The following is a 19,097-nucleotide window of genomic DNA, read 5'->3' as shown; positions in this document are numbered from 1 at the left end:
GCTACCGCCCTGACGGCGAGCGGCGCGGCACGGACGGCCGGACAAAGCGGAGCTCCGCCGGAGGCGTCTTGTACGGCCCGGCGAAGGCGAGGTCGCGCGCGAGGAAGACCGTGAACCGGTGGCCCGGCGCGATCCGGAGCGTCGGCTGCACGTCAAGGCCGCGCTCGACCACCTTCGAAGCCACGCGCGAGAGCTCGAGCGCGATCTGCCCCGCGATCACCTCCTGCGGGCTCTGCGCGTAGTCCTCGCCCCGCCCGCCGTCAGGCAGCGCGAGCTGGGCGCCCGCGCCGACGGTCGCTAGCAGGACGGCCGAGCCGAACGTCTGCATAAAGTGGCGGTCGACGCGGCCCCGGAGCCCGGAATAGCCGCGGAGGTCCTTCGCGTCGAGGCCGGGGAGCGCGACCGAGCGGCCGTCGGGGAAGACGAGCCGCGTCCAGGCGACGAGCGCCCGGTTCTGGCCGTACGCGATCTGGTCGTCGTACTCGCCGATGAGCCGACTCCCCTTCGGGACGAGCACGTGGCGCTGCGAGCGGCTGTCGTACACGTCGCGCGTGACCTGGCCCGTGACGGCGCCGGGCAGCTCGGAGTCGAGCCCGGTCACGAGCGCAGCCGGGATCACCGTCCCGGCCTGCAGCACGAATGGCGTCTCGGGAGACTGGACGCGGACGCCGTAGCGGCCCTCGCCGAGCGCCGACGTGCGCGCGGCGAACGCCCGGCGGCTCTCGGGGCCGGGCGAACCGCCAGAGGCCCTGCGCGGCGCCTCGGGCGCGACCAGGCCTCCAGACGGGCTCGCTGTCGGAGGAACAGACGCCGTCGCCAGAGGCGCACGCTCCCGTGCCTCTGGCGCGGCGACAGGCGGCGCGAACTGCTCGGCGATCAGGCGGATCTCGTCGACCTCGCGCTGGAGCTCGGGGTCGAGAGGCGCGACCTCGGGCGACGGCCCGCCGAACGGAGAGGCCGCGTCGAGCGTGAGCGCGCCCGCGCGGGCCACGACCGGCGAGAGCAGCGCGCGCTCGAAGGCGTCGGCCTCTGGCGTCGCGGTCTCCCCCATTGCCATCTCGCCTCTCGGGGCCGAGGCGTACGAGGGCGACGTGTACGACGGAGCCGAAGCCGTCGGGCCGACCGACGCCGTGGAGCCGTAGTCCGGCGCGTAGGGCGGGGTCACGTAGGTCGCGCCGTAGGGGTCCGCGTACGGATCGGCGTAGAGCACCTCGGGCTCGGCCGCGAGCCCGGCGCCGTCGTCGGCCACGTACGGGTCGCCCCGCTCCAGGAACTCCGGGGGTGCCGCCTCGGGCCGTTCGACCGTGAGGTCGGCGTCGGGCGTGGCCGGGTCGCCCGAGAGCACGAGGAGCCCCAGGAGCACGGCGGCGCCCGCGATCAGGAGCCCGCCGAGCACCAGGCGGCGGTTGACGCGGACGGGCTCGTAGCGGCCGTCGTCGGTGCCCGAGAGGAAGTCGCCGCGCGGGGCCTCGGGCTCGTCGTCGTCGAAGGAGAACGGCTCGTCGGAGTCCGGCTGGGCCGAGTCCGCCAGCTCGAACTCGTCGAGGGCGGGGTGGCGAGGGGCGTCGCCGTCGGGGGCGTCGAAAGAATCGTGGGCCATCTGGAAAGGCGGTTGGGTGGACGGCGTCGGTCTAGCGGGAGACGCGGGCGATGCGGACGAACCGCTCGACCTGGCGGCGGCCGAAGAGCCCGAACGGCCCCTTCTTGACCGTCGCCCCGACCACGAGGTCGGCCCGGTCGAGCACCCGGTCGGCGACGTAAGTCCCGGCGCCCGCGCGGCCGGGGCGGTAGGCGTAGTTGACGATCTCGCGCGAGCCGTCCGGGCCAATGGCGTAGAGCACCGGGGCCTCGCCACTCGGATCAGCCGAGAGCTGGAGGTAGGTGTGGACCCCGTCGTCGAACACGCGCTCCAGGCGCTCGCGGAGCTCGGGCGAGCCCGACCACTCGTAGCCGAACGACAAGTCGTCGAGCGAGACGCCGTCGCCAGAGGCCGAGCCAGTGGTCGACAGCGCCGCCGGCATGGGCGCTCCGCTTTCGGCGGCCGCGAGCGCGGCCAACGCGTCGTCGGGGTAGTAGAACCGGACGTGGCGGGCGTAGCGCGACTGCGGATTCAAGTCCCCTCCCCTGCTGGGGCGGGGTGCTGAGTCGAGCGTGACGTGGTAAACGCGGCGGTCGGTCGAGATGACGACGTTCGTCGTCACGTCGTACGCCAGAGGCTTCACGACCACGAGCGGCGTCCGCCCACCCGGCCCTGTCGTCGTGAGGTCGATGGCGAACCGCTCGGTGTCGCCGGCGACGACGCCCAGGACGGTCTCGCCCTCTTCGAGCTCGACCACCGACGCCCGGAGCGGCGCGCAGGCGAGCACCGGCTGGGTGTGGCCGAATGGGAAGACCCACACGGCCGACTGGCGGAGCACGCCCGCGCGGCCTGTCCGCTGGTACTCGCGGACGAGTTCGCCGAGCGCCTCCTCCATCTCGCCCGCGGTCACCACTACGGCGCCGCCGTCGAAGCCGTCGCCGACCGGACGACCGACGGCGCGCTCCGCGACGCCAGAGGCCGGTGTGGCGCTGAGGTCTACGACGGTCTGAACGTCTGGTGTGGCCTCTGGCGACTGCGCTGACGCCGAGGCGGCGAAGACGAGGAGGGCGGCGAGAAGGGGGAGTCGGGCGAACATGGAGCAGGGTGTCGGCTAGGGTCTAGACCCTAGGTGGCTAGGGGCGGAGGGTGTCTGGACGGGCCGTGGGTCGGGAATCGGGCGTCGGGCGCGCGAGGACGCCCCGGAGCGCGGGCGCCTCGTCGGGCTCGGCCTCTGGCGCCTCGGGCTCGTCGTCCTCCACGTCGGTCGCGCCCGCGAGCGGGCTCCACGAGAGGTCGGTCACGAACACGCCCAACGGGTTCCGCTCGACGCCCTCGGTCGTCGTCGGCGGCGCCACCACGACGGACAGGTAGCCCTCCCACGCCCGCTCGGTGTCGCCGCGCTGGGGCGACGACTCGGTCTCGTTCCACGTCACCCGGTACGTCCGGGCGCCAGAGGCCGCTCCGGGTACCGGGATCACGGCGACGACCTCGACGCTCCGCCGGGCGCCCTTGCCCAATCGGCGTGGGTCGTTCTGCGGGTCGGAGAAGTAGCCCTCCAGGAACGTCCGCGCGTCGCCGCCGACGTAGGCGTAGGCCCGGTAGACGGCGTCGCGCTGCGCGACCGGGTCGGCGTATACCGTCCGGATGTTGGAGACGAACGCCGAGAGCGCTGCGATCACGACGCGGTCGGCGACCGCCGGGACCGCCTCGGCAGGCGCGATCGCGGACGCCCGGCCGAGCCGGTCGACCTCGACGACGTACGGCACGACCCGGCTCTGGGCCGCGAGCGTCACCAGCCCGGCGATGGCGAGCGCGAGCACGGCGAACGCGAAGAAGGCGGCGACCTGCCAGTTCCGCTTGCCACGCGCGAGGTCGGAGAACGCGCGGTGGAACTCGGACCGGCCGCGGAGTACCTCCGGCGGCGTCTTCCCGTCGTAGTCCCAGCCCTCGGGCTTCGGGCTCTGCCGCGTCGACGGAACGGTCCCGTTGGAAGACGGGCGGCGGAGACGAGACAGCGGCATGGACGGCGGGAGGCTTCTGCTCCCTGAGCGCGCTCGCAGGGTTCGGAGGCTCACTCCCTCTCGCCCATCTGCTGCAGGCGCTAGCCCCGATCCGCTCACTACGTAGATTGGCGTAACGTTGATCGGCATAACCCATGAACAACCCCTTCGAGTTCGGCCGCGAGCTCTCCGCCACCGAGATCGTCGACCGGACGGACGAGGTCGACACCGTCGTCCGCGCGCTCCGCGGGCGCGAGCGGCTCTTCCTCATCGGCCCGCGCCGCTTCGGCAAGACGTCCATCCTCCGCGCCGCTGCCGAACGGGCGGAGGCCGAGGGCGCTGTCGTCTTGCGGTACAACGCCGAGGGCTACCCGTCGCTCACCGCGCTCGCCGAGCGGATCGTCGCCGACGGCGCGAAGCGGCTCACCGGGCCGGTCCAGAAGGCGGGGCGCAAGGTGCAGGAGGCGTTCGGCGCGCTCCGCCCCCAGCTGAGCTACAACCCCCTCACCGACACGTTCTCGGCGTCGCTCGCGGCCGGAGCGCGCAGCCCCGACGCCACGCTCATCGCCGACGCGCTCACAGGCATCGACGCCCTCGCGGCAGACGCCGAGCACCCCGTCGCCGTGGTGATCGACGAGTTTCAGCGCGTCGTCGAGGACGGCGGCGTGAGCGCCGAGGGACAGGTCCGCGCCGCCGTCCAGACCCACGACCACGTCGGCTACGTGTTCGCGGGCTCGAAGACGCGGATGCTGGCCGAGATGACCGGCGACGAGAGCCGCCCGTTCTACCGCCTGGGCGCGCGGCTCTTCGTCGGCCCGGTGCCCCGCGAGGACTTCCGCCCCGCCCTCGCGTCCGGCTTCGCCGACGCCGGGCTCGACGTGTCCGAGGGCGCCGTCGAGGCGATTCTCGACCTCGCCGAGGATGTCCCGTACAACGTCCAGCGGCTCGCCCACGAGGCGTGGGCCGAAGCGCTCGCCACGGGCGAGCCGGTGACGGCCGAGCGCGTCCGGGCCACGCTCGAGCGCTTGGCGAGCCGAGACGACCCGTTCTACACCCAGACGTGGAACGGGCTCAGCCGGACCCAGAAGCAGGCGCTCCTCGCCGTCGCGCGAGAGGGTGGGACCGGGTTGTACGCCGGCGAGCTCCTCCGCGCCTACGACCTCTCCTCGCCGAGCACGATGCAGGCGGCCATCGCCGGGCTCGTCAAGGCCGGCGTCGCGCGCGAGGAGGAGCACCAGGGAGGGGTCCGGGTGCGGCTGGAGGACCCCTTCTTCGCGGCCTGGCTCAGGCTCTTCGTCGCCGGGTCTTGAAGCCTGCAGCATGAGAGCGCTGGGCCACGGCACAGGGTGTACCTACGATTCCATGTAACCACGATTACACCCTGCGGGCCGAGCCAGAACGGAGGGGACGCGCCGGGGCCTACACGGACGCGAGCGCCTTGACGAAGCCGGGCTGGAAGTCGCGCGTGAGGAACGAGGACGCCTTCGACGGCAGCACGATCACGAGCAGCGCGAACGTGATCGCCCCGCCCAGGACGGCCAGCATCGGCGCCACGTCGCCCGGGTTCGACTCGATGATGGGGAGCCACGCCTCCGCGATGTCCATCCCGACGGACACGAGGAGGAAGAGCAGGAACAGCTTGATCCCGACCGCGAACACGTAGGCCACGAACCGGTCCGCCAGCGACGCCGTCCCGCGGAACGCGGCGAACCCGAGCACGAGCGACCCGCACGCCAAGACGAGGAACGACTCGACGAGCACCAGGACGACCATGCCCGCGATGACGGCGAAGAGCACCTCCATCACGAGCGCGGCGATGGCCACGAGCACGATGTTGGTCAGCGTTGGGCCGTCGATGTCGAGCAACGACAGCTCCTCGAACATGGCCCCCACCATCGACGTCGAGATCTGCACGCCGAGACCCAGCACCTCGCCGGGGCTGAACGTGCCCGGGGAGGCCGACTGCCCCGCCGCGAGGAACCCGTTGATGACCGGCGGGAACCACTGGTCGAACGTCGCGATGAGCCCGAAGGCGAACGCGAGCCACCCCAGCTTGACGACGAGCCCGGTGAGCACCTTGTACGGACCCTCGGCGCGGAGCGTCCAGAAGAGCCCGCTGAGCGCGATCTCGATGATCGCCAGCACGCCGAACGTCCCGCGCGCGATGGCGAGGAGCGCGGGCCGGGCCGAGTCGGCCGCCGTGCGGAAGTCCTCGACGATCGTGTCGAGCACCTCCGGGGGCGGGAGCTGCGCCGCGGCCTCTGGCGCGAGCACGAGGGCGAGGGCCGCGAGTCCCGCTCCACCGAGCACGCGGCGCGCGCGGGGCCGCTGGCGGTCGGCGTCGAGAGGTCGGAGGGGCAGGCTCGTCACGGGCTAGTCGATGGTTTGAGGGACGTCCGGGCCGGGGCCAGCCCGCATCCCGTCGATGAACGTTTGGGAGCGCTGGCGTTGGAGCGCGATCCGGGCCTTGGCGTACCCGCGCCGCGCCTCGGTCTCGTCCAAGCGGCCGCCCAGGTCGGAGCGGACGCCCTCGGCGACGTAGGCCCGGTAGACGTCGACGCAGGCGCCCTCGCGGGCCGCCTTGTGCCCGTCGATGGCGGCGCGGAGGCAGAGCTCGGCGGCGTCGAGGTAGGCTCCGCTCTGGGCCTCCTGCTGGGCCGTCCAGTAGGCCCCGTCCGCGTCGGGGTTGGCGGGGCAGGGCTCGGTCGGCGCGACGTCGAGGCACGCCTGGAGGTGGGCGACGCCCGGCGCGGCCTCGCTCGGCGTGGCCTCTGGCGCATCGCCAGGGCCACAGTCAGCGGTGAGGACGACGAGAGCGGCCAGGAGCACGGAGGAGACGGAGCGGGGCATGGGTCTGGAAACGAGTGAGAGGGCCATCGCCACCGACGCTAGGCGACGGCGGTGACGGCCCTCCCGTCATCCGGTGAGCCGGGCGCTACTCGATGACCGGGCCGCGGCCGTAGTCGCGACCGCCCATCCGGCGGGCGTAGTCGCGGCTCCGCGCCGTCTGCGCCTTGCCGACCTCGCGGGCGTAGGCCTGCACGGCCGCCTCGCTCGCCTCGGCCCGGGCCGCCTGGTCGACCTGGAGCATCATGACCTGCCGGAGCATCTGGGTCTCCTGGGCCTGGTAGGCCTGGATGGTCCCCTGGAGCTCGGCGACCTGCTGGGCGCTCGTCGCCGCGCGGACCTGGCTCTGGAACCCCTGGAGGTCGCGGCGCGACGCCTGGAGCTGCGTTGCGTGCTCGCGGAGCGCTCGGAGCGTGTTGAGCGATCCCGAGAGCTGGTTCTCGAGCACACGCCCGATCTCGGCCGTCGGGTCGGCGAGGTCGAACGAGCGGTACGCCTGGTCGAACTCGCGCCCGAGGTTGGCCGACGAGTAGGCGAGCTGGCCGCCGGAGGCGATCGTCCGGTCGAGGTGCGACATGAAGCCCGTCACGTCGCGGACGTTGTAGGACCGGAGCTTGCGGACGTTGTCGCGGAAGGCCCGGAGCTGGTCGCGCTGGGCGCGGAGCTGCTGGATGATCTGGCGGCCGTTCATGACCGACTTCGCGATGTGTGCCGGGTCGACGACGGCCCACTGCGCCTTCGCCTCCTGGGCGGGCGCGAGAGCGACGAGGGCGAGCATCGCCGCGAGGCCGACGGAGCGCCGGAGGCGGAGAATGCGCGCGAGGCGCAGGGACAGGCTGGGACGGAGCATGGGGTCTGGGGGCTCGTGGAGGGGGGCGTCACCCCGAGAGCGCGGTCCGGGCCTCTGGCGGCTCACTGTCAGCTATGGCGGTAGAATCTGTCCTATGGCCAAGACCTGGAAAGATCACCTTCTACGCTCAGGACTCCCCCTCGAAGCTGACGTTCGTCGCTTCCTGGAGGGTAGAAGCGGCGTCATTGGAGGTGAGTACACCTACTTCCGTTCGGACGAGCAGGGCGTCGAGCGCGAGTTCTCGTTCGACGTCGACGCGACGTTCATCACGGATCCCTACTTCTTCTCCCTCGCGGTGGAGTGCAAATACCGCCATCCATCAACGCGGTGGGTGTTCACGCCGCACCGTTACGGTGCGCTAGATGAGACATTTCCGACGGACGTCCTCCACGCTCAGGACTACTTCATCGAGCGCAATTTCCCCTTCAGACACCGCCCCTTCCCAGTTCTCGGCCCCCTCTGCGCGAGCGGTGTCGAGATCACTCAGTCTGGCCCGAACCCCAACGCGATTACGCGGGCAGTCTCGCAACTCGTGTACGCCCTACCCGAGCAACTCGCAGGGTCTTGCGAGACTCAGCTCGGAGGAGGGCACTTCGCCGACACCATTTTCAGTCACGTACCAGTCGTCGTGACGACAGCACCTCTGCTGCGCCTCCACGACGACGCCACGATCGCAGACGTGCTCGGTGCTGGCGACATCGAGGATGTTGCCTCATCGCATAAGGTTGTCGTGCTCAACGCTGGAGGGGGAGCCCAGCTCAAGGCTCACGCCGAGCGGGTTTACAACGACTTTGTGACGAGGTGTGGTAGAGATCGCCTGGGCGAGAGTCTATCGGCGTTTACCAGCGATGTCGAGCATTTCACGAGCGTTATGGTCAATCACTACTGCCCATCTGCTGTGGTCGTGGCTCAATACGAGCACGGCGGCGGCGGGCTAGCGGAGGTGCTGGACTACCTCGACCAGATCGCACGCCCCCCGGACAGCCTGCTGGATGCCCTAGAAGGAGACCGGCGACGCCTCGGCCAAGCGACCCGTAGACGCGCGAAGATCTTTGATTCGGGCCAGTCAGAAAGGCCGGAACAGGACTGATAGTGGCTGTAACCGACACCCGGAGATTCTACAGCGAGTCAAGGTGATCCCGAGCCGAGGTGAGACAACAGTGCCTCCGATTCGGCATCTAGCCCGCAGAGGCGGAGCCACTTGGCGGGCCACCGCTCTCCGTCAGCGTCTGCCAGCCGTGCCGCTTCGCGGACGGTCTCGTCGGCCGAGCGGCCGGGGAGCGTGCCCAGAAACGCCATCTCGAGCGGACCGAGCGCGAGGTCGAACGTCCGGGCGCCCGACGGCGAGCGGACGTAGTAGTCCCGCTTCTTCCGTGCCCGCGCCAGCCGCGACACCTCGGCCTCGTTGAGACCCAGCCAGCGGTATAGCGCCGCCGTGTCGGGCTCGGCGGCGTCGGGGTTGGGCAGGAAGATCCGCGTGGGGCAGCTCTCGACGAGGAGCTGCGCACCCTTGACGCCGGGGTCCCGGAACTGGGCTGGGCTGTGTGCCACAACCACGACGGCCGCGTTCCGCTTGCGGAGGGTCAGGAGCCACTGCCGCAGGCGGTCGGCGAAGCGGCCATGCATGAGCGCCGCCCAGGCCTCCTCGATCACGATGAGCGTCGGCGAGCCGTCCAGGCCCTCCTCGACGCGGCGGAAGAGGTACGTCAGCGCGGGCACGAGCACGCGGTCCGACATCCCGACCAGGTGCGAGAGCTCGACGACCTGATGCCGGACGGCCTCCTCTCCCCTCCCGAAGGAGTCGCGGTCAGCGTCGAAGAGCTGGCCGTACGGGCCTTCCAGCGTGTAGGGCCGCACGAGCGCCCGGAGCCGCTCGTCGCCGAGTCCGACTAGGAGCGCCGTCAGCGTCCGGTCCTCGGGCGGGCTCTCCGCCAGCAGGCCGACGGCGTGGGCCAGGCGACCTCGCTCGTCGGGCGAGAGCCGCTCGCCCTGGAGCTCGACGAGGGACTCGACCCAGTCCACGGCCCACGTCCGCACCTCGGGCCGGTCCACGTCGCGGAGCGGCTGCATCTCGACGGGGCGACCGGCCGCCAGCGGCCCGGCGAGGTCGTAGTGCGCCGCGCCCATCGCTCGGCCGGAGACGTAGTGCGAGTAGCCGACGTCGAACGTCACCGTGCGCGCCCCGGCGTAGCGGCGCCACTGCGCGAGGATGAGGCCGACGAGGACGGACTTGCCCGCACCCGTCGCGCCGACGACGAGCGTGTGGCCGACGTCGCCCTCGTGAAGGCAGAGCCGGAAGGGCGTCGAGCCGTCCGTCTTCGCCCACAGCAGCGGCGGCGAGCCCGGGGGGAAGAGCCCGCTCGGTACCTCGCGGTGCCCGCCCCACGGGGCCGTGAGCGGGAGCAAGTCGACGAGGTTGTCGGTCGACAGGACGGGGCGGCGGAGGTTGGCGTGGCCGTGGCCCGGCAGGGAGCCGATAAGGGCGTCGACGGCGTTCACGTCCTCGACGCGGCCCGTGAACCCGAGGTCGCGGACGGCCTTGAGGAGCCCGGCCGCCCGGTCGTCGGCCGCCCGGCCGCTTTCCGCCATCACGACGGCGCAGGCCGTGAGGTAGCCGAAGCGGAGCTCGCCGCCGGTGTTCGAGGCCCGCGCGGCGCCGGCGTCGAGCACCATCTGGCTCGCGTTCGCGTCTTGGAAGGCGAGGTCCATATCGGTGTCGTGGCGCTTCTCCTTCGAGGCCATGTCCTTGACCCAGTCGCCCGCGCCGCGCCGCTTCTGGAACCACCCGAGCTGGGCCTTTCCGATCACCTTGGTCGCCGTTGCGGGCGAGAACGGCAGGAACCGAAGGCTCCACCGGTACGGGAACGGCAGCCGGAGTAGCGGGTCGGCGAGCCCAGGCGTCGTCGCGTTCGGGTAGCCCTGCACGGCGACGACGCGGACGTGCTTGCCGCCCACGCGCGGCTCGAAACCGCCGACGAAGGGCTGGTCGGCGAGCGCGTAGTCGAGGTACGCCCCATGCCCCGGCACGCCGACGGCGTGGGGCAGCCCGGTCAGGCACTCGTGGAGATGCAGGAGCAGGTCCGCGCTCCCGAGCCGCTCGATCCGGACGGCCGACGAGAGGCGGTCGCGAAGCCCGCGCGCCTCGCGCTCGAACTGGCCGAGGAGCCGGTCCCAGTCGACGCCAGAGGCCCCGTCTCGTCCGGCGACTACGGCCTTTTGCAGGCGGCCGACCAGTCCCGGCGGCGGCGTGTAGGTGAGCGAGAAGACCGACTCGGTCTCGTAGTGCTCGGCGGTCGCCGTGTAGCGGGCGCGCCGCGTCTCGTCGACGAGCGCGCTCACAGGGTCCGGGAAGTGGCACTGCTCGGGCGGCGCGTAGCCGATGGCCTCGCGGCGGACGGCATCGGCGTGGACCATCCAGCCGTCGCCGTAGGCCGAGAGCGCGGCGCCGACGTGCGTTGCCAGCGCGGCGACCTCGCCCGTAGTCGAGGACGCGAGGTCGCGACCCCGGACGCGCCAGGCGGCCAGGAACGAGCCGTCCTTCGTGAGCACAACTCCCTCCCCTACTAGGAATCCCCAGCCGAGAAGGTCCGAGAGTGCACGCGGCGCCTTCCGGTGCTCGCGGAGCTTCCCAAACGCGGCGGCGCCCAGGGACCCCGCGGCGAGGCCGGCGGCGGCAGAAATCAAGCTCATGATCTAGGGTCTAGACGCTAGGGACTAGCCGTCACGGCTAGGGCGTGGGAACGGCCGGGCTCGGCTTGCGGACGGGGCCAGAGGCGTGTGGGAGCGCGTCGTAGGCGTCGGCCTGCGTGAGCGTCCGCACGACGAGGTGCGGCAGGAGCTCGTCGTCGGCCGAGAGCCGGACCATGAGTGGGTGGACCACGCCGACGGTGAGGAGCACGACGCCCGCCGTCGCCCACGAGAGCCCCATGAGGTAGCCCAGGCAGACGACGAGCGTGACCTCCAAGACGAGGAAGGTCCGGTCGACCCCGGCGTAGCGCGGCGTCCGGACGAGCGACTGGTGGACGGGCCGCTCGGGGAGCTTCCCCCCTCCCCCGCTGCGGGCCGCGCTCAAAACGTCGAGCCCGAGATGCCGAGTGTGGCGGCGAACGAGGCCGCGCCGATGGCGACGCCGAGACCGAGCACGGCCTGGCCAATCCGCTTGACGCCCTCCTCGTTCTTAGTGAACGCCCACACGATGCCGCCGGCGGCGAGCGCGATTACGGCGACGAGCCGGATCGTGTTGCCGGTGAGCGCGTCGGCGATGGTCTGGAGCGGGCCGTCCCACGGCATGGCCGCGCCGCCAGAGGCCGCGGCGGGGTCGGCGAGGACGGCCGCGAGGGCGAGGAGCGTGAGGGCGCGTCCGACGAGGACACGGCGGCTAGAGTCGGGCTGGAGCGAGCGGGGCATGGGCGTGGGGTGGAGTGAGGGGTCGCGGCGGCTCGCCAGAGGCTCTGGAGGGCCGCCTACTGCGCGAGAGCGCGGCGGGCCGCGTCCGAGGCTCACCCGGGCGACGTCGCGCTCACAGAGGCGCTCAGACGGGCGTGAGCTCGTAGGCCCCGCCCGTCTTGCCCTCGACGCGGACGAGCTCCGTCACGCGCCGCCCCTGGTTGCCGCCCTGGATCACCAGCACCACGCCGACGGCCTCGGCCACCAGCTCGTGCTGGGGCGGCACGTTGGCCCGCTGCGCGAGCCGTCCGAGCCGGTGGAGCGCCCCGAGCGCCGTCGTCGCGTGGAGCGTCGCGCACCCGCCGGGGTGGCCGGTCGCCCAGGCGTCGAGGAGGTGGAGCGCGGCCTCGTCGCGGACCTCGCCGACGACGATCCGGTCGGGCGTGCAGCGGAGCGTGTGGCGGACAAGGTCGGCGAGTGAGACGTCGTCGGACGTTCGGAGCGCGAGGTGGTCGTCGGCCGTGCACTGGAGCTCGCCCGTGTCCTCGAGAACCACGATCCGCTCCTCAGGGAACTGGCCGGTCATCTCCCGCAGGAGCGCGTTGCACAGCGTCGTCTTCCCCGACCCCGTCCCGCCGCAGACGAGGACGTTCTCGTGCTCGCGGACGGCCTTTCGGAGCGCGTCGCGCTGCTCGGCCGTCATCACGCCCGTGTCGACGTAGCTGTCGAGGCTGAACACCCGCGCGGCCCGCTTGCGGATCACGAACGAGGCCGCCGCCGCGAGCGGCGAGAGGAACCCCTGGAGACGGGCGCCCCCGAACGTCTCGTCCGGGAGCTCGGCCTGGACCGACGGGGTCCCGCCGTGGAGCGCGTCGCCGTGGAAGGCGGCGACCGCGTGCAAGAACTGCTCGACGCGGGCCGGGCGGAGCCGGGCGCCCGCGAGCACCTTGCCGTGCGAGTGCGTGTCGAGACGGAGGCGGCCGTCGGCGTTGGCGTACACCTCGGTCACGTCGTCGTCGGCGAACGCGCGCACGACGTCGGGGCCGAGGTACCGCTCCATGAGCTCGCGGTAACGGGCCTCGCGGTCCCCGCCCCCGCCCGGCGGTGGGGCCTCAGGCGAGGGCGAGGAAATCATCGGGGGCACGGCGGCTGGAAAGTGGGGACCCGCGTTTGGCCGGGCTCACCGGGCTATCACCTCGTTCGGAGAGCGGTTCGGGCGGATCCGCTGGGTAGAGCGCGGTGCAGCTTGAACGTGGCTCACGACTATTGCTAGGATCTAGACCCTATGCTCTAGGCGAACACGAGCATGGCTCATGGCTCTGTCCAGAGCGGTCGGACGCGCTCCAAGACGACGCGGACGGGACCGGCGTAGCGGGAGTCGATGGAGGTCGGGACGCGGCCCGAGTGGAGCCAGTACTCACCGGGACCGAGGGCGTGGACCCCGAACTGAGGCCGGACGGAGCGGCCCGCGCGGTCGCGGAGGAGCGGGCGGCTCGCGGGCAGGAGCCTTTCCCCCACCCACACGCCTGCGCTGTCGACGCGGACGGTGTCGCCGGGGAGTCCCGCGACGGGCTTCGCCAGGGGCCGCACGCCGTCGGAGCGGTTCGCGCCACCTGGGCACCGCCCGTTCGTCCAGTACCGCCCGAGCCGTAGGACCGCCAGCGTGTCGGGGCAGGCCGCGATGATATCGCCGCGCGCGACGGGCCGCTCCCCTACCGCCGAGGCGATGTAGAGGCCGCGTGGTAGGCTTGGCGTCGTGTTGACGCGGACGCCGGACGCCGTCGCCACGAGAACCACGAGGACTCCGACGACCAGCGCTAGCGGCCACATGCGAAATCGAGTTGTGGTCGCTCCCCTGACAGCGGTGGTGGCACAGTGTCGTTCTAGCATCAAGGCTCTAGTTGTCCTTTTCCACAGCGCGTCGGCACCGCCCAGAGGCTCATATCATATAGTCTAGCGTCTAGACGCTCGACAATAGACCCTAGCTAGTAGTATCTAGGAGGCAGGACCCAGCCCTCTCCCTCGTGCGCGTCATCGCCTTCAGCAACCTCAAAGGCGGGTCGTCCAAGACGACCTCCTCGCTCTCGGTCGCCGCCGAGCTGGCTCGGCGGGGCCACCGCGTGCTTCTCGTCGACCTCGACCCCCAAGCCACGCTCACGAAGTCGGCCGGACTCGACCCGTCCCACGCCGCCGCACGGTTCCTCAAGGGCGAGGTCGAGGCGTCGGACGCCGTCGAGACGCCGGACTGGGACGGCGCGCTCGGCGATGGCGGCGGGGCTCTCCATCTCGTCCCCGCCAGCCGCCAACTCGTCCAGTTCGAAGGCCAGGCCGTCGCCCGGCTGGCGAACCGGCTCGTCGGGCTCCTCGACGCCGTCGAGGCCGACTACGACTTCGCCGTCATCGACTCGCCGCCCCAGGCGTCGGCGCTCGTGACGGCCACGCTCGCGTCCGCCGACGAGGTCTACGTCCCCGTGGCCTCGGGGCGCGGCGCGCTCGACGGTCTCGTCGACGTCGTCGAGCTCTCGAAGCGGTTCGGGACGACGCCGGTCTCGGGCGCCTTCGCGACGCGCGTCAACGTGTCGAGCCACCACGACCTCGACCTCGCCGCGTACGTGGCCGAGCAGGCGGCTGGGCCGGACGGGGAGGGGGGACTCAAGACATACGTCCGCGAGACCGTCCGTGTCCGCGAGGCCGAGATGGCCCGCGTCCCGCTCCCGTTCTACGACCCGTCCTCGACGGCGGCGCAGGACTACGCTGCGCTCGCCGACGAGATCGAGTCGCGGCCGTCACCGCGAATTGTATAGCCCCTAGTCTCTAACGCCTAGACCCTAGTACCTATGGCGAAGTCTCGCAAGCCCCGCCTCAACATCGAACCGGCCACGACCGAGGGGACCGCCTTCGAGGGCGCGTTCGGCGCGGCCACCCCGCCGGTGACGGACGAGCCCCTCAAGACCGAGAGCCCGAAGCCGAAGAAGAAACCGCGGCAAACGGCCTCTGGAGGAGCCGTCGGACCGGCCAAGCCCGTCCAGCGGCCCGAGGCACCCGCGCCGGGCGACGACGAGTACGACCGGATCGTCCAGGGCAACTGGAACGTCCCGGCCTGGATGCGCGCGAAGGTCCGGGCGGCGGCCGAGGAGGGCGGCGTAAGCCAGAACGACGTGGTCCAGGAGGCGCTCCGACAGCACCTGGAGGAGACCGAGCGGGGCAGGGGAGGAGGGTTCGCCCTCGAAGCCCGTCACTTCGGCCTCCGGCGCGGCGGGAGGTAGCACCGCTACTCGCGCTCGGACTTCCACGTGACGGCGACGGCCCCCGCCAGCGCGGCGAGGGCACCGAGCACGACGCCGACCGCCCACGGCGTGGCGCGGGGCGTCCGCCGGACCTCCCACGGGAGCGCTCGGAGCTCGGCAGAGAGGTCGACCACCGAGGGCTGGCGGTCGCCCGCGGCGGTGCTGGCCGCCCGGTCGATAGTCAACCGGAGGACCTCAGTGACTGCGTGAGGCACCCGACGACGCTCAGACCGCTCCACCAGATCGCGGAGCAGCACGCCGAGAGCGTACACGTCGGACGCGGGCGTCGGCTCGCCTCCTGCTACGACCTCGGGGGCCGTGAACCCGTAGGTGAAGGGCCGCCACGACGGGGGAGGGGCACCATCGCCAGCAGAGCACTCGCTCGATGAGCGCCAGCGCGCAGCCACGCCGAAGTCGAGGAGCTTGGCGACCGGACGGCCCTCGTCGTCGTCGGTGACGAGCACGTTCTCGGGCTTGACGTCGCCGTGGACGAGCCCGCGGTTGTGCGCGTGCCGGACGGCCTGGCAGACCTGCTCGAAGAGCGCGAGCCGGTCGCGGAGGCCGAGCCCCCGGCGACGGGCGTAGGCCGTGACGGTCTCGCCGTCCACGTGCTCCATCGCGAAGTAGGGCCGCCCGTCGGGCGTGGTGCCCGCGTCGTAGAGCCGGGCCACGTTGGGGTGGGAGAGCCCCGCGAGGTGCCGCCGCTCCTCCAGGAACCGCTCGGTCTCGGGGTCGGCATCGGGGTCTACGACAATCCCCGAGAGCACCTTCAGCGCGGCCCGAAGTCCGATGTCCGGACGCTCGGCGAGGTAGACGACGCCCATACCGCCCCGCCCGATCTCGCCCAGGACGCGGTACTCGCCGACGGCGTCTCCAGGCGCGAGGGACGGGTCGGCGACGCACGCCGCGAACGACTCGGCCGCCGACCCCGAGAGGAATCCGGCCTCCGGCGCGGCGCTGACGGCGCGCGCGAGCCGGGCGGCCCGCTCGCCGAGGTCGAGCGACAACGACCGTGCCCGCTCGACGATGGCCTCCCGCCCGTCGGGGGCGGCGTCCATGAGCAGGTCGAGGAGGACCCCGTCCACGCGGACGGCGCTCCCCACGGGGTCGCCCCCCAACGCCTCGTCGATCAGGCGTCGGAGGGCATCAAGTGCGTGCGGCCCGGCGGCGTCCCCGCCGTCCGGTTGGGCGGGGGAGGGGCTCATCTGTGCTCTGGCGCTTCGGCTGAGGCGGCCTCGGAGACTGCCTCTCCAGAGACCGCGTCGTCGGTGACGTAGGCGTAGAGCAGCACGCGGGCCTTCTCCCAGTCCCGCTTCACGGTCGCCGGGCTCGTGCCCGTGGCCTCGGCGATCTCCGTGATCTCGAGCCCCGCGAAGAACTTGAGCTCGACCACCCGGCGGAGCCGCTCGCCGCGCGGGCCGACGCGACGGAGCCGCTCCATCGCCGCGTCGAGGTCGACGGTGAGCGCGGCCCACCCCTCGGCGCCCATCGGATCGGAGCCCGCCCGGACGTCGTGCTCGCTGAGCGGGAGCGCCCGGACGCCGCCCCCGCGCTTGTCGGCGCGGCGCTTCCGGGCCGCACTCACGAGCACGTTCCGCATCGCGCGGGCGTAGAGCCCGAGCGGCACGGCGTCGCGCTGCCCGATCTCGCTCGCCTCGCGCGTGGACTCCCGCTGGAGCGCGAGGTACGCCTCGTGGACGAGCCCCGTCGTCCCGAGCGTGATCCCAGGGCTCTCGCGCGAGCGGAGTCGCCTCGCCATCGTCCGGAGGTCGGCGTAGACGGCGCGCTCGGCGTCGAGGGCCGTGCGGATCGAACGGACCGAAAGCGTCCGTCGGGTCGTGCGGTCGGGGAGGTGGGCCGTGGCGATCATCGGGCGGGGTAAGGAAGGCGGAGGGACGAGAGGTGGGCTAGCGGCCGGATCAGCGGAGGGCGCGGACCGCCAGCGTGGCGATGGCGACGCCCTGGATCCGGATCATGCGCGCGGGCAGGCGCTGGTCGGAGAAGTCGGGGTTGGCCGCGACGAGGACGACGTAGGACCCGTCGCGGGCGACGCGCTTGAGCGTGTTCCCCTCGCCCTCGACGTAGACCGAGCAGATGTCCCGCTCGGTCGGCTCGACGTCGGGCCGCATGACAAGCGTCGTGCCCGGCCCGATGCCGTCATTGATCATCGAGTACCCCTCGACGTCGAGGAGGTAGTCGCCCGGCCGCATCTGGGGCACGAGGTCGGGGAGCGTGGCGACGAACTCGTCGGCCATCTGCGAGACGTCGGTGATCGGCCCGGCCGGGATGGTCCCAAGGCGAGGCCAGAGCTGGACGCGCTCGTTCCGGTGGCCCTCATCTGTGAGAGCGATTTGGAGCGGCACGCCTCGCCCGCCCGACGTGAGCCGGACGAACCCGGCGTCCTCGAGCTTGCGGAGGTGGGCATAAACGGCCGACGTGCTCTGAAGCCCCATCCGCCGGGCGAGCTCTCGGCCATTCGGGGCCTCGCCGCAGCGGCGGACGGCGTCCCGAATGAGACCGAGGAGCTCGGACTGGCGAGGGTAGAGCACGGGGAGGGGCGTGTGACGGGGTGGCTGTCAGTTTACACCTCTAGGTGATAACTGGGTCCCGGAAATCTTTATCGGAGTGAGGGAGAGGTCGTCACGCTGAGGTCCGTGCGCTCGCAAGTCGTTCGGAAATAAGAGTAAACGCGACGCAGGGAGCTGGCGGACTGTCGGTGAGCCGCGCCCGGCTAGCGGTGCCGACGGCGCGACCCCCGGTGACGCACCGTCGGCACCACCCACTCGACCGGACCCCGTCCACCTCTGCTATGACCCACAACCCGAACCCGCCCAACTCGACCGCCAACCTCGCCCTCGCTCGGTCCGTCGGGCGCTCCGTCGCAGCCGGGACACCGCTTTCGTCCGCCGAACTCTTCGCGCTCGCGGCCGACGCCTTCGGCGGGACCCTCGCCGAGGGCGCGTTCTCGCCCCGCGACGCCTACGACGCCGCCGAGCTCGGGCTCCACCTTCACCTGCTCCGCCTCGACCTCCCTCTCGAGGATGACCCCTCGGACGGGCTCGCCGAGGTCGAGCGGCTCTCGGCGCTCCTGCCCAGCCAGACGCGCCGGACGGCGGCGCAGAACGACTACCAGCAGTTCTCGACGCCCGCCGCCTACGCGGCGCTCTGCTCGTGGGTGAGCGGGGTGGGTGCGCGCGGCTCCGCGCGCGGGTCGCGTGTGATCGAGCCCTCAGCCGGGACCGGCGCGCTCTGCACGTTCGCCCTGGCCTCTGACGCGACGGTCCACGCCAACGAGTTGTGCGACCGTCGGGCCGACCTGCTAGCGGTCCTGCTGGACGAGGCGGGCCGCGACCCGTCCCGCACAATGACGCGCGAGAACGCAGACCACCTGGATGCCATCCTCCCGCCAGAGGCTCGCGCCGACGTTGTGCTCATGAACCCCCCCTTCTCGAGGACGGCCGGGCGGCTCGGGAGTCGCCGCGTCGTGACCGTCGGGACCGACCACGTCCTCCAGGCGCTGAAGCGCCTCGACCCGGGCGGGCGTCTCGTGGCCGTGCTCAGCGCGGGCGTCCGGCGTGGCAAGACGACGCACCGGGCCTTCTTCGAGGCCGTCGACCGCACCCCGTTCCGGCTCCGGGCCGACGTCGAGGTCGGCGGGGCCGTGTACCGGCCATACGGGACCTCCGTGCGCACGCGGGTCCTCGTCGTGGACCGGGAGCCGGAGAACGCTCCCGCGCGCAGCAGAGCATGCGTGGAGGCGTCCGTGGGAAGCGTGGCCGAGGCTCTGGGCGTCCTCGCGCCCGTCCAGGCGGACCGCTACTTCGGCTGATCGAAAGAAACAGCCTCGCTAATCGAAAGAATCGGCAGGGCAGACCGAGGGGTCGGGGCATCTGACGTGAGACGGGGAGCGGCACGCTCACCGAGGAGGGGAGGTTGAGCGACGGAGGGGTGTGATACACGAGACGGGACGTGCGCGGCCTGCCGCAATGCCGGGCCGATGGGCGAGCCCGTCAACGCGGCGGGCCGGAGTCCCCCAGAGCGGCCCTCCACGGGCCGCGGGCTGGGCTGAGCTCCGCACCACCAGCCAACAGGAAATCCCGTGGCTCCCTCTACATCCAGCGTCGCATCTCACGCGACCGAGTCCCAGG

Annotated in this window: 19 protein-coding genes; 5 read left to right on the top strand and 14 right to left on the bottom strand. The window is 72.0% G+C overall.

The window, feature by feature from the left end; all coding sequences use genetic code 11:
- Position 1 precedes the first annotated feature (1 nt).
- The 3 genes from AAGI91_09935 to AAGI91_09925 are packed head-to-tail and all read right to left on the bottom strand — an operon-like array spanning position 2 to position 3,600.
- On the bottom strand, positions 2-1,600 hold the full coding sequence (locus AAGI91_09935) for a TrbI/VirB10 family protein (protein ID MEM1042937.1): 1,599 nt from the start codon (positions 1,598-1,600) through the stop codon (positions 2-4).
- Positions 1,601-1,631: 31 nt separating this feature from the next.
- The gene (locus AAGI91_09930; GenBank protein ID MEM1042936.1) at positions 1,632-2,675 is read right to left on the bottom strand and encodes a TrbG/VirB9 family P-type conjugative transfer protein; all 1,044 of its coding nucleotides are present in this window, start codon (positions 2,673-2,675) and stop codon (positions 1,632-1,634) included.
- A 37-nt stretch (positions 2,676-2,712) separates the two neighbouring features.
- Positions 2,713-3,600, bottom strand: a complete 888-nt coding sequence (locus AAGI91_09925; GenBank protein ID MEM1042935.1) for a type IV secretion system protein — start codon at positions 3,598-3,600, stop codon at positions 2,713-2,715.
- A gap of 134 nt (positions 3,601-3,734) precedes the next feature.
- Here AAGI91_09925 and AAGI91_09920 point away from each other — a divergent pair, with 134 nt between their 5' ends.
- On the top strand, positions 3,735-4,889 hold the full coding sequence (locus AAGI91_09920) for an AAA family ATPase (protein ID MEM1042934.1): 1,155 nt from the start codon (positions 3,735-3,737) through the stop codon (positions 4,887-4,889).
- Between the two features lie 109 nt (positions 4,890-4,998).
- Here AAGI91_09920 and trbL read toward each other — a convergent pair whose 3' ends face one another.
- From trbL to AAGI91_09905, 3 genes are all read right to left on the bottom strand, one after another.
- Positions 4,999-5,949 carry a P-type conjugative transfer protein TrbL gene (gene trbL, locus AAGI91_09915; GenBank protein MEM1042933.1) on the bottom strand — a complete coding sequence of 317 codons (951 nt, stop codon included), beginning with the start codon at positions 5,947-5,949 and terminating at the stop codon, positions 4,999-5,001.
- Between the two features lie 3 nt (positions 5,950-5,952).
- Positions 5,953-6,429 carry a hypothetical protein gene (locus tag AAGI91_09910; protein ID MEM1042932.1) on the bottom strand — a complete coding sequence of 159 codons (477 nt, stop codon included), beginning with the start codon at positions 6,427-6,429 and terminating at the stop codon, positions 5,953-5,955.
- Between the two features lie 85 nt (positions 6,430-6,514).
- Positions 6,515-7,276: a type IV secretion system protein gene (locus AAGI91_09905; protein ID MEM1042931.1), complete on the bottom strand. Its 762-nt coding sequence runs from the start codon at positions 7,274-7,276 to the stop codon at positions 6,515-6,517.
- 94 nt (positions 7,277-7,370) lie between these two features.
- On the opposite strand from AAGI91_09905, the gene AAGI91_09900 reads away from it, so the two are divergent.
- A complete protein-coding gene (locus AAGI91_09900) occupies positions 7,371-8,366 on the top strand; it encodes a hypothetical protein (protein MEM1042930.1) in 996 nt (331 codons plus the stop codon).
- Between the two features lie 38 nt (positions 8,367-8,404).
- On the opposite strand, the gene AAGI91_09895 is transcribed toward AAGI91_09900, so the two are convergent.
- The 5 genes from AAGI91_09895 to AAGI91_09875 form a co-directional block, all read right to left on the bottom strand.
- Positions 8,405-10,966, bottom strand: a complete 2,562-nt coding sequence (locus AAGI91_09895; protein MEM1042929.1) for a hypothetical protein — start codon at positions 10,964-10,966, stop codon at positions 8,405-8,407.
- A gap of 37 nt (positions 10,967-11,003) precedes the next feature.
- Positions 11,004-11,348, bottom strand: a complete 345-nt coding sequence (locus AAGI91_09890) for a VirB3 family type IV secretion system protein (protein ID MEM1042928.1) — start codon at positions 11,346-11,348, stop codon at positions 11,004-11,006.
- Positions 11,345-11,683 carry a TrbC/VirB2 family protein gene (locus tag AAGI91_09885; GenBank protein ID MEM1042927.1) on the bottom strand — a complete coding sequence of 113 codons (339 nt, stop codon included), beginning with the start codon at positions 11,681-11,683 and terminating at the stop codon, positions 11,345-11,347. Before AAGI91_09885 ends, AAGI91_09890 begins: the two co-directional genes overlap by 4 nt.
- Positions 11,684-11,807: 124 nt before the next feature.
- On the bottom strand, positions 11,808-12,797 hold the full coding sequence (trbB, locus tag AAGI91_09880) for a P-type conjugative transfer ATPase TrbB (protein ID MEM1042926.1): 990 nt from the start codon (positions 12,795-12,797) through the stop codon (positions 11,808-11,810).
- 176 nt (positions 12,798-12,973) lie between these two features.
- Positions 12,974-13,492 (bottom strand): S26 family signal peptidase, encoded by a 519-nt coding sequence (locus AAGI91_09875; GenBank protein MEM1042925.1) that lies wholly within the window; start codon positions 13,490-13,492, stop codon positions 12,974-12,976.
- A 194-nt stretch (positions 13,493-13,686) separates the two neighbouring features.
- On the opposite strand from AAGI91_09875, the gene AAGI91_09870 reads away from it, so the two are divergent.
- Positions 13,687-14,466, top strand: coding sequence for a ParA family protein (locus AAGI91_09870; protein MEM1042924.1), 780 nt, complete (start codon positions 13,687-13,689; stop codon positions 14,464-14,466).
- Between the two features lie 33 nt (positions 14,467-14,499).
- Complete coding sequence (locus AAGI91_09865; GenBank protein MEM1042923.1) at positions 14,500-14,928, top strand: hypothetical protein; 429 nt, start codon at positions 14,500-14,502, stop codon at positions 14,926-14,928.
- A 5-nt stretch (positions 14,929-14,933) separates the two neighbouring features.
- Here the strand turns inward: AAGI91_09865 and AAGI91_09860 are convergent, their stop codons facing one another.
- The 3 genes from AAGI91_09860 to AAGI91_09850 are packed head-to-tail and all read right to left on the bottom strand — an operon-like array spanning position 14,934 to position 17,498.
- Complete coding sequence (locus AAGI91_09860; protein ID MEM1042922.1) at positions 14,934-16,154, bottom strand: serine/threonine-protein kinase; 1,221 nt, start codon at positions 16,152-16,154, stop codon at positions 14,934-14,936.
- Entirely contained in the window at positions 16,151-16,819 is a 669-nt protein-coding gene (locus AAGI91_09855) for an ECF-type sigma factor (protein MEM1042921.1), read from the bottom strand. Before AAGI91_09855 ends, AAGI91_09860 begins: the two co-directional genes overlap by 4 nt.
- A gap of 49 nt (positions 16,820-16,868) precedes the next feature.
- Entirely contained in the window at positions 16,869-17,498 is a 630-nt protein-coding gene (locus tag AAGI91_09850; GenBank protein MEM1042920.1) for a S24 family peptidase, read from the bottom strand.
- 260 nt (positions 17,499-17,758) lie between these two features.
- On the opposite strand from AAGI91_09850, the gene AAGI91_09845 reads away from it, so the two are divergent.
- The gene (locus AAGI91_09845; GenBank protein ID MEM1042919.1) at positions 17,759-18,778 is read left to right on the top strand and encodes a class I SAM-dependent methyltransferase; all 1,020 of its coding nucleotides are present in this window, start codon (positions 17,759-17,761) and stop codon (positions 18,776-18,778) included.
- The last annotated feature ends 319 nt before the right edge of the window (positions 18,779-19,097 follow it).

It is taken from the genome of Bacteroidota bacterium, from assembly GCA_038746285.1.
Classification (GTDB): domain Bacteria; phylum Bacteroidota; class Rhodothermia; order Rhodothermales; family JANQRZ01; genus JANQRZ01.
The sequence above is the reverse complement of the archived record's forward strand: the minus strand, read 5'-3'. Positions and strand labels throughout refer to the sequence as shown.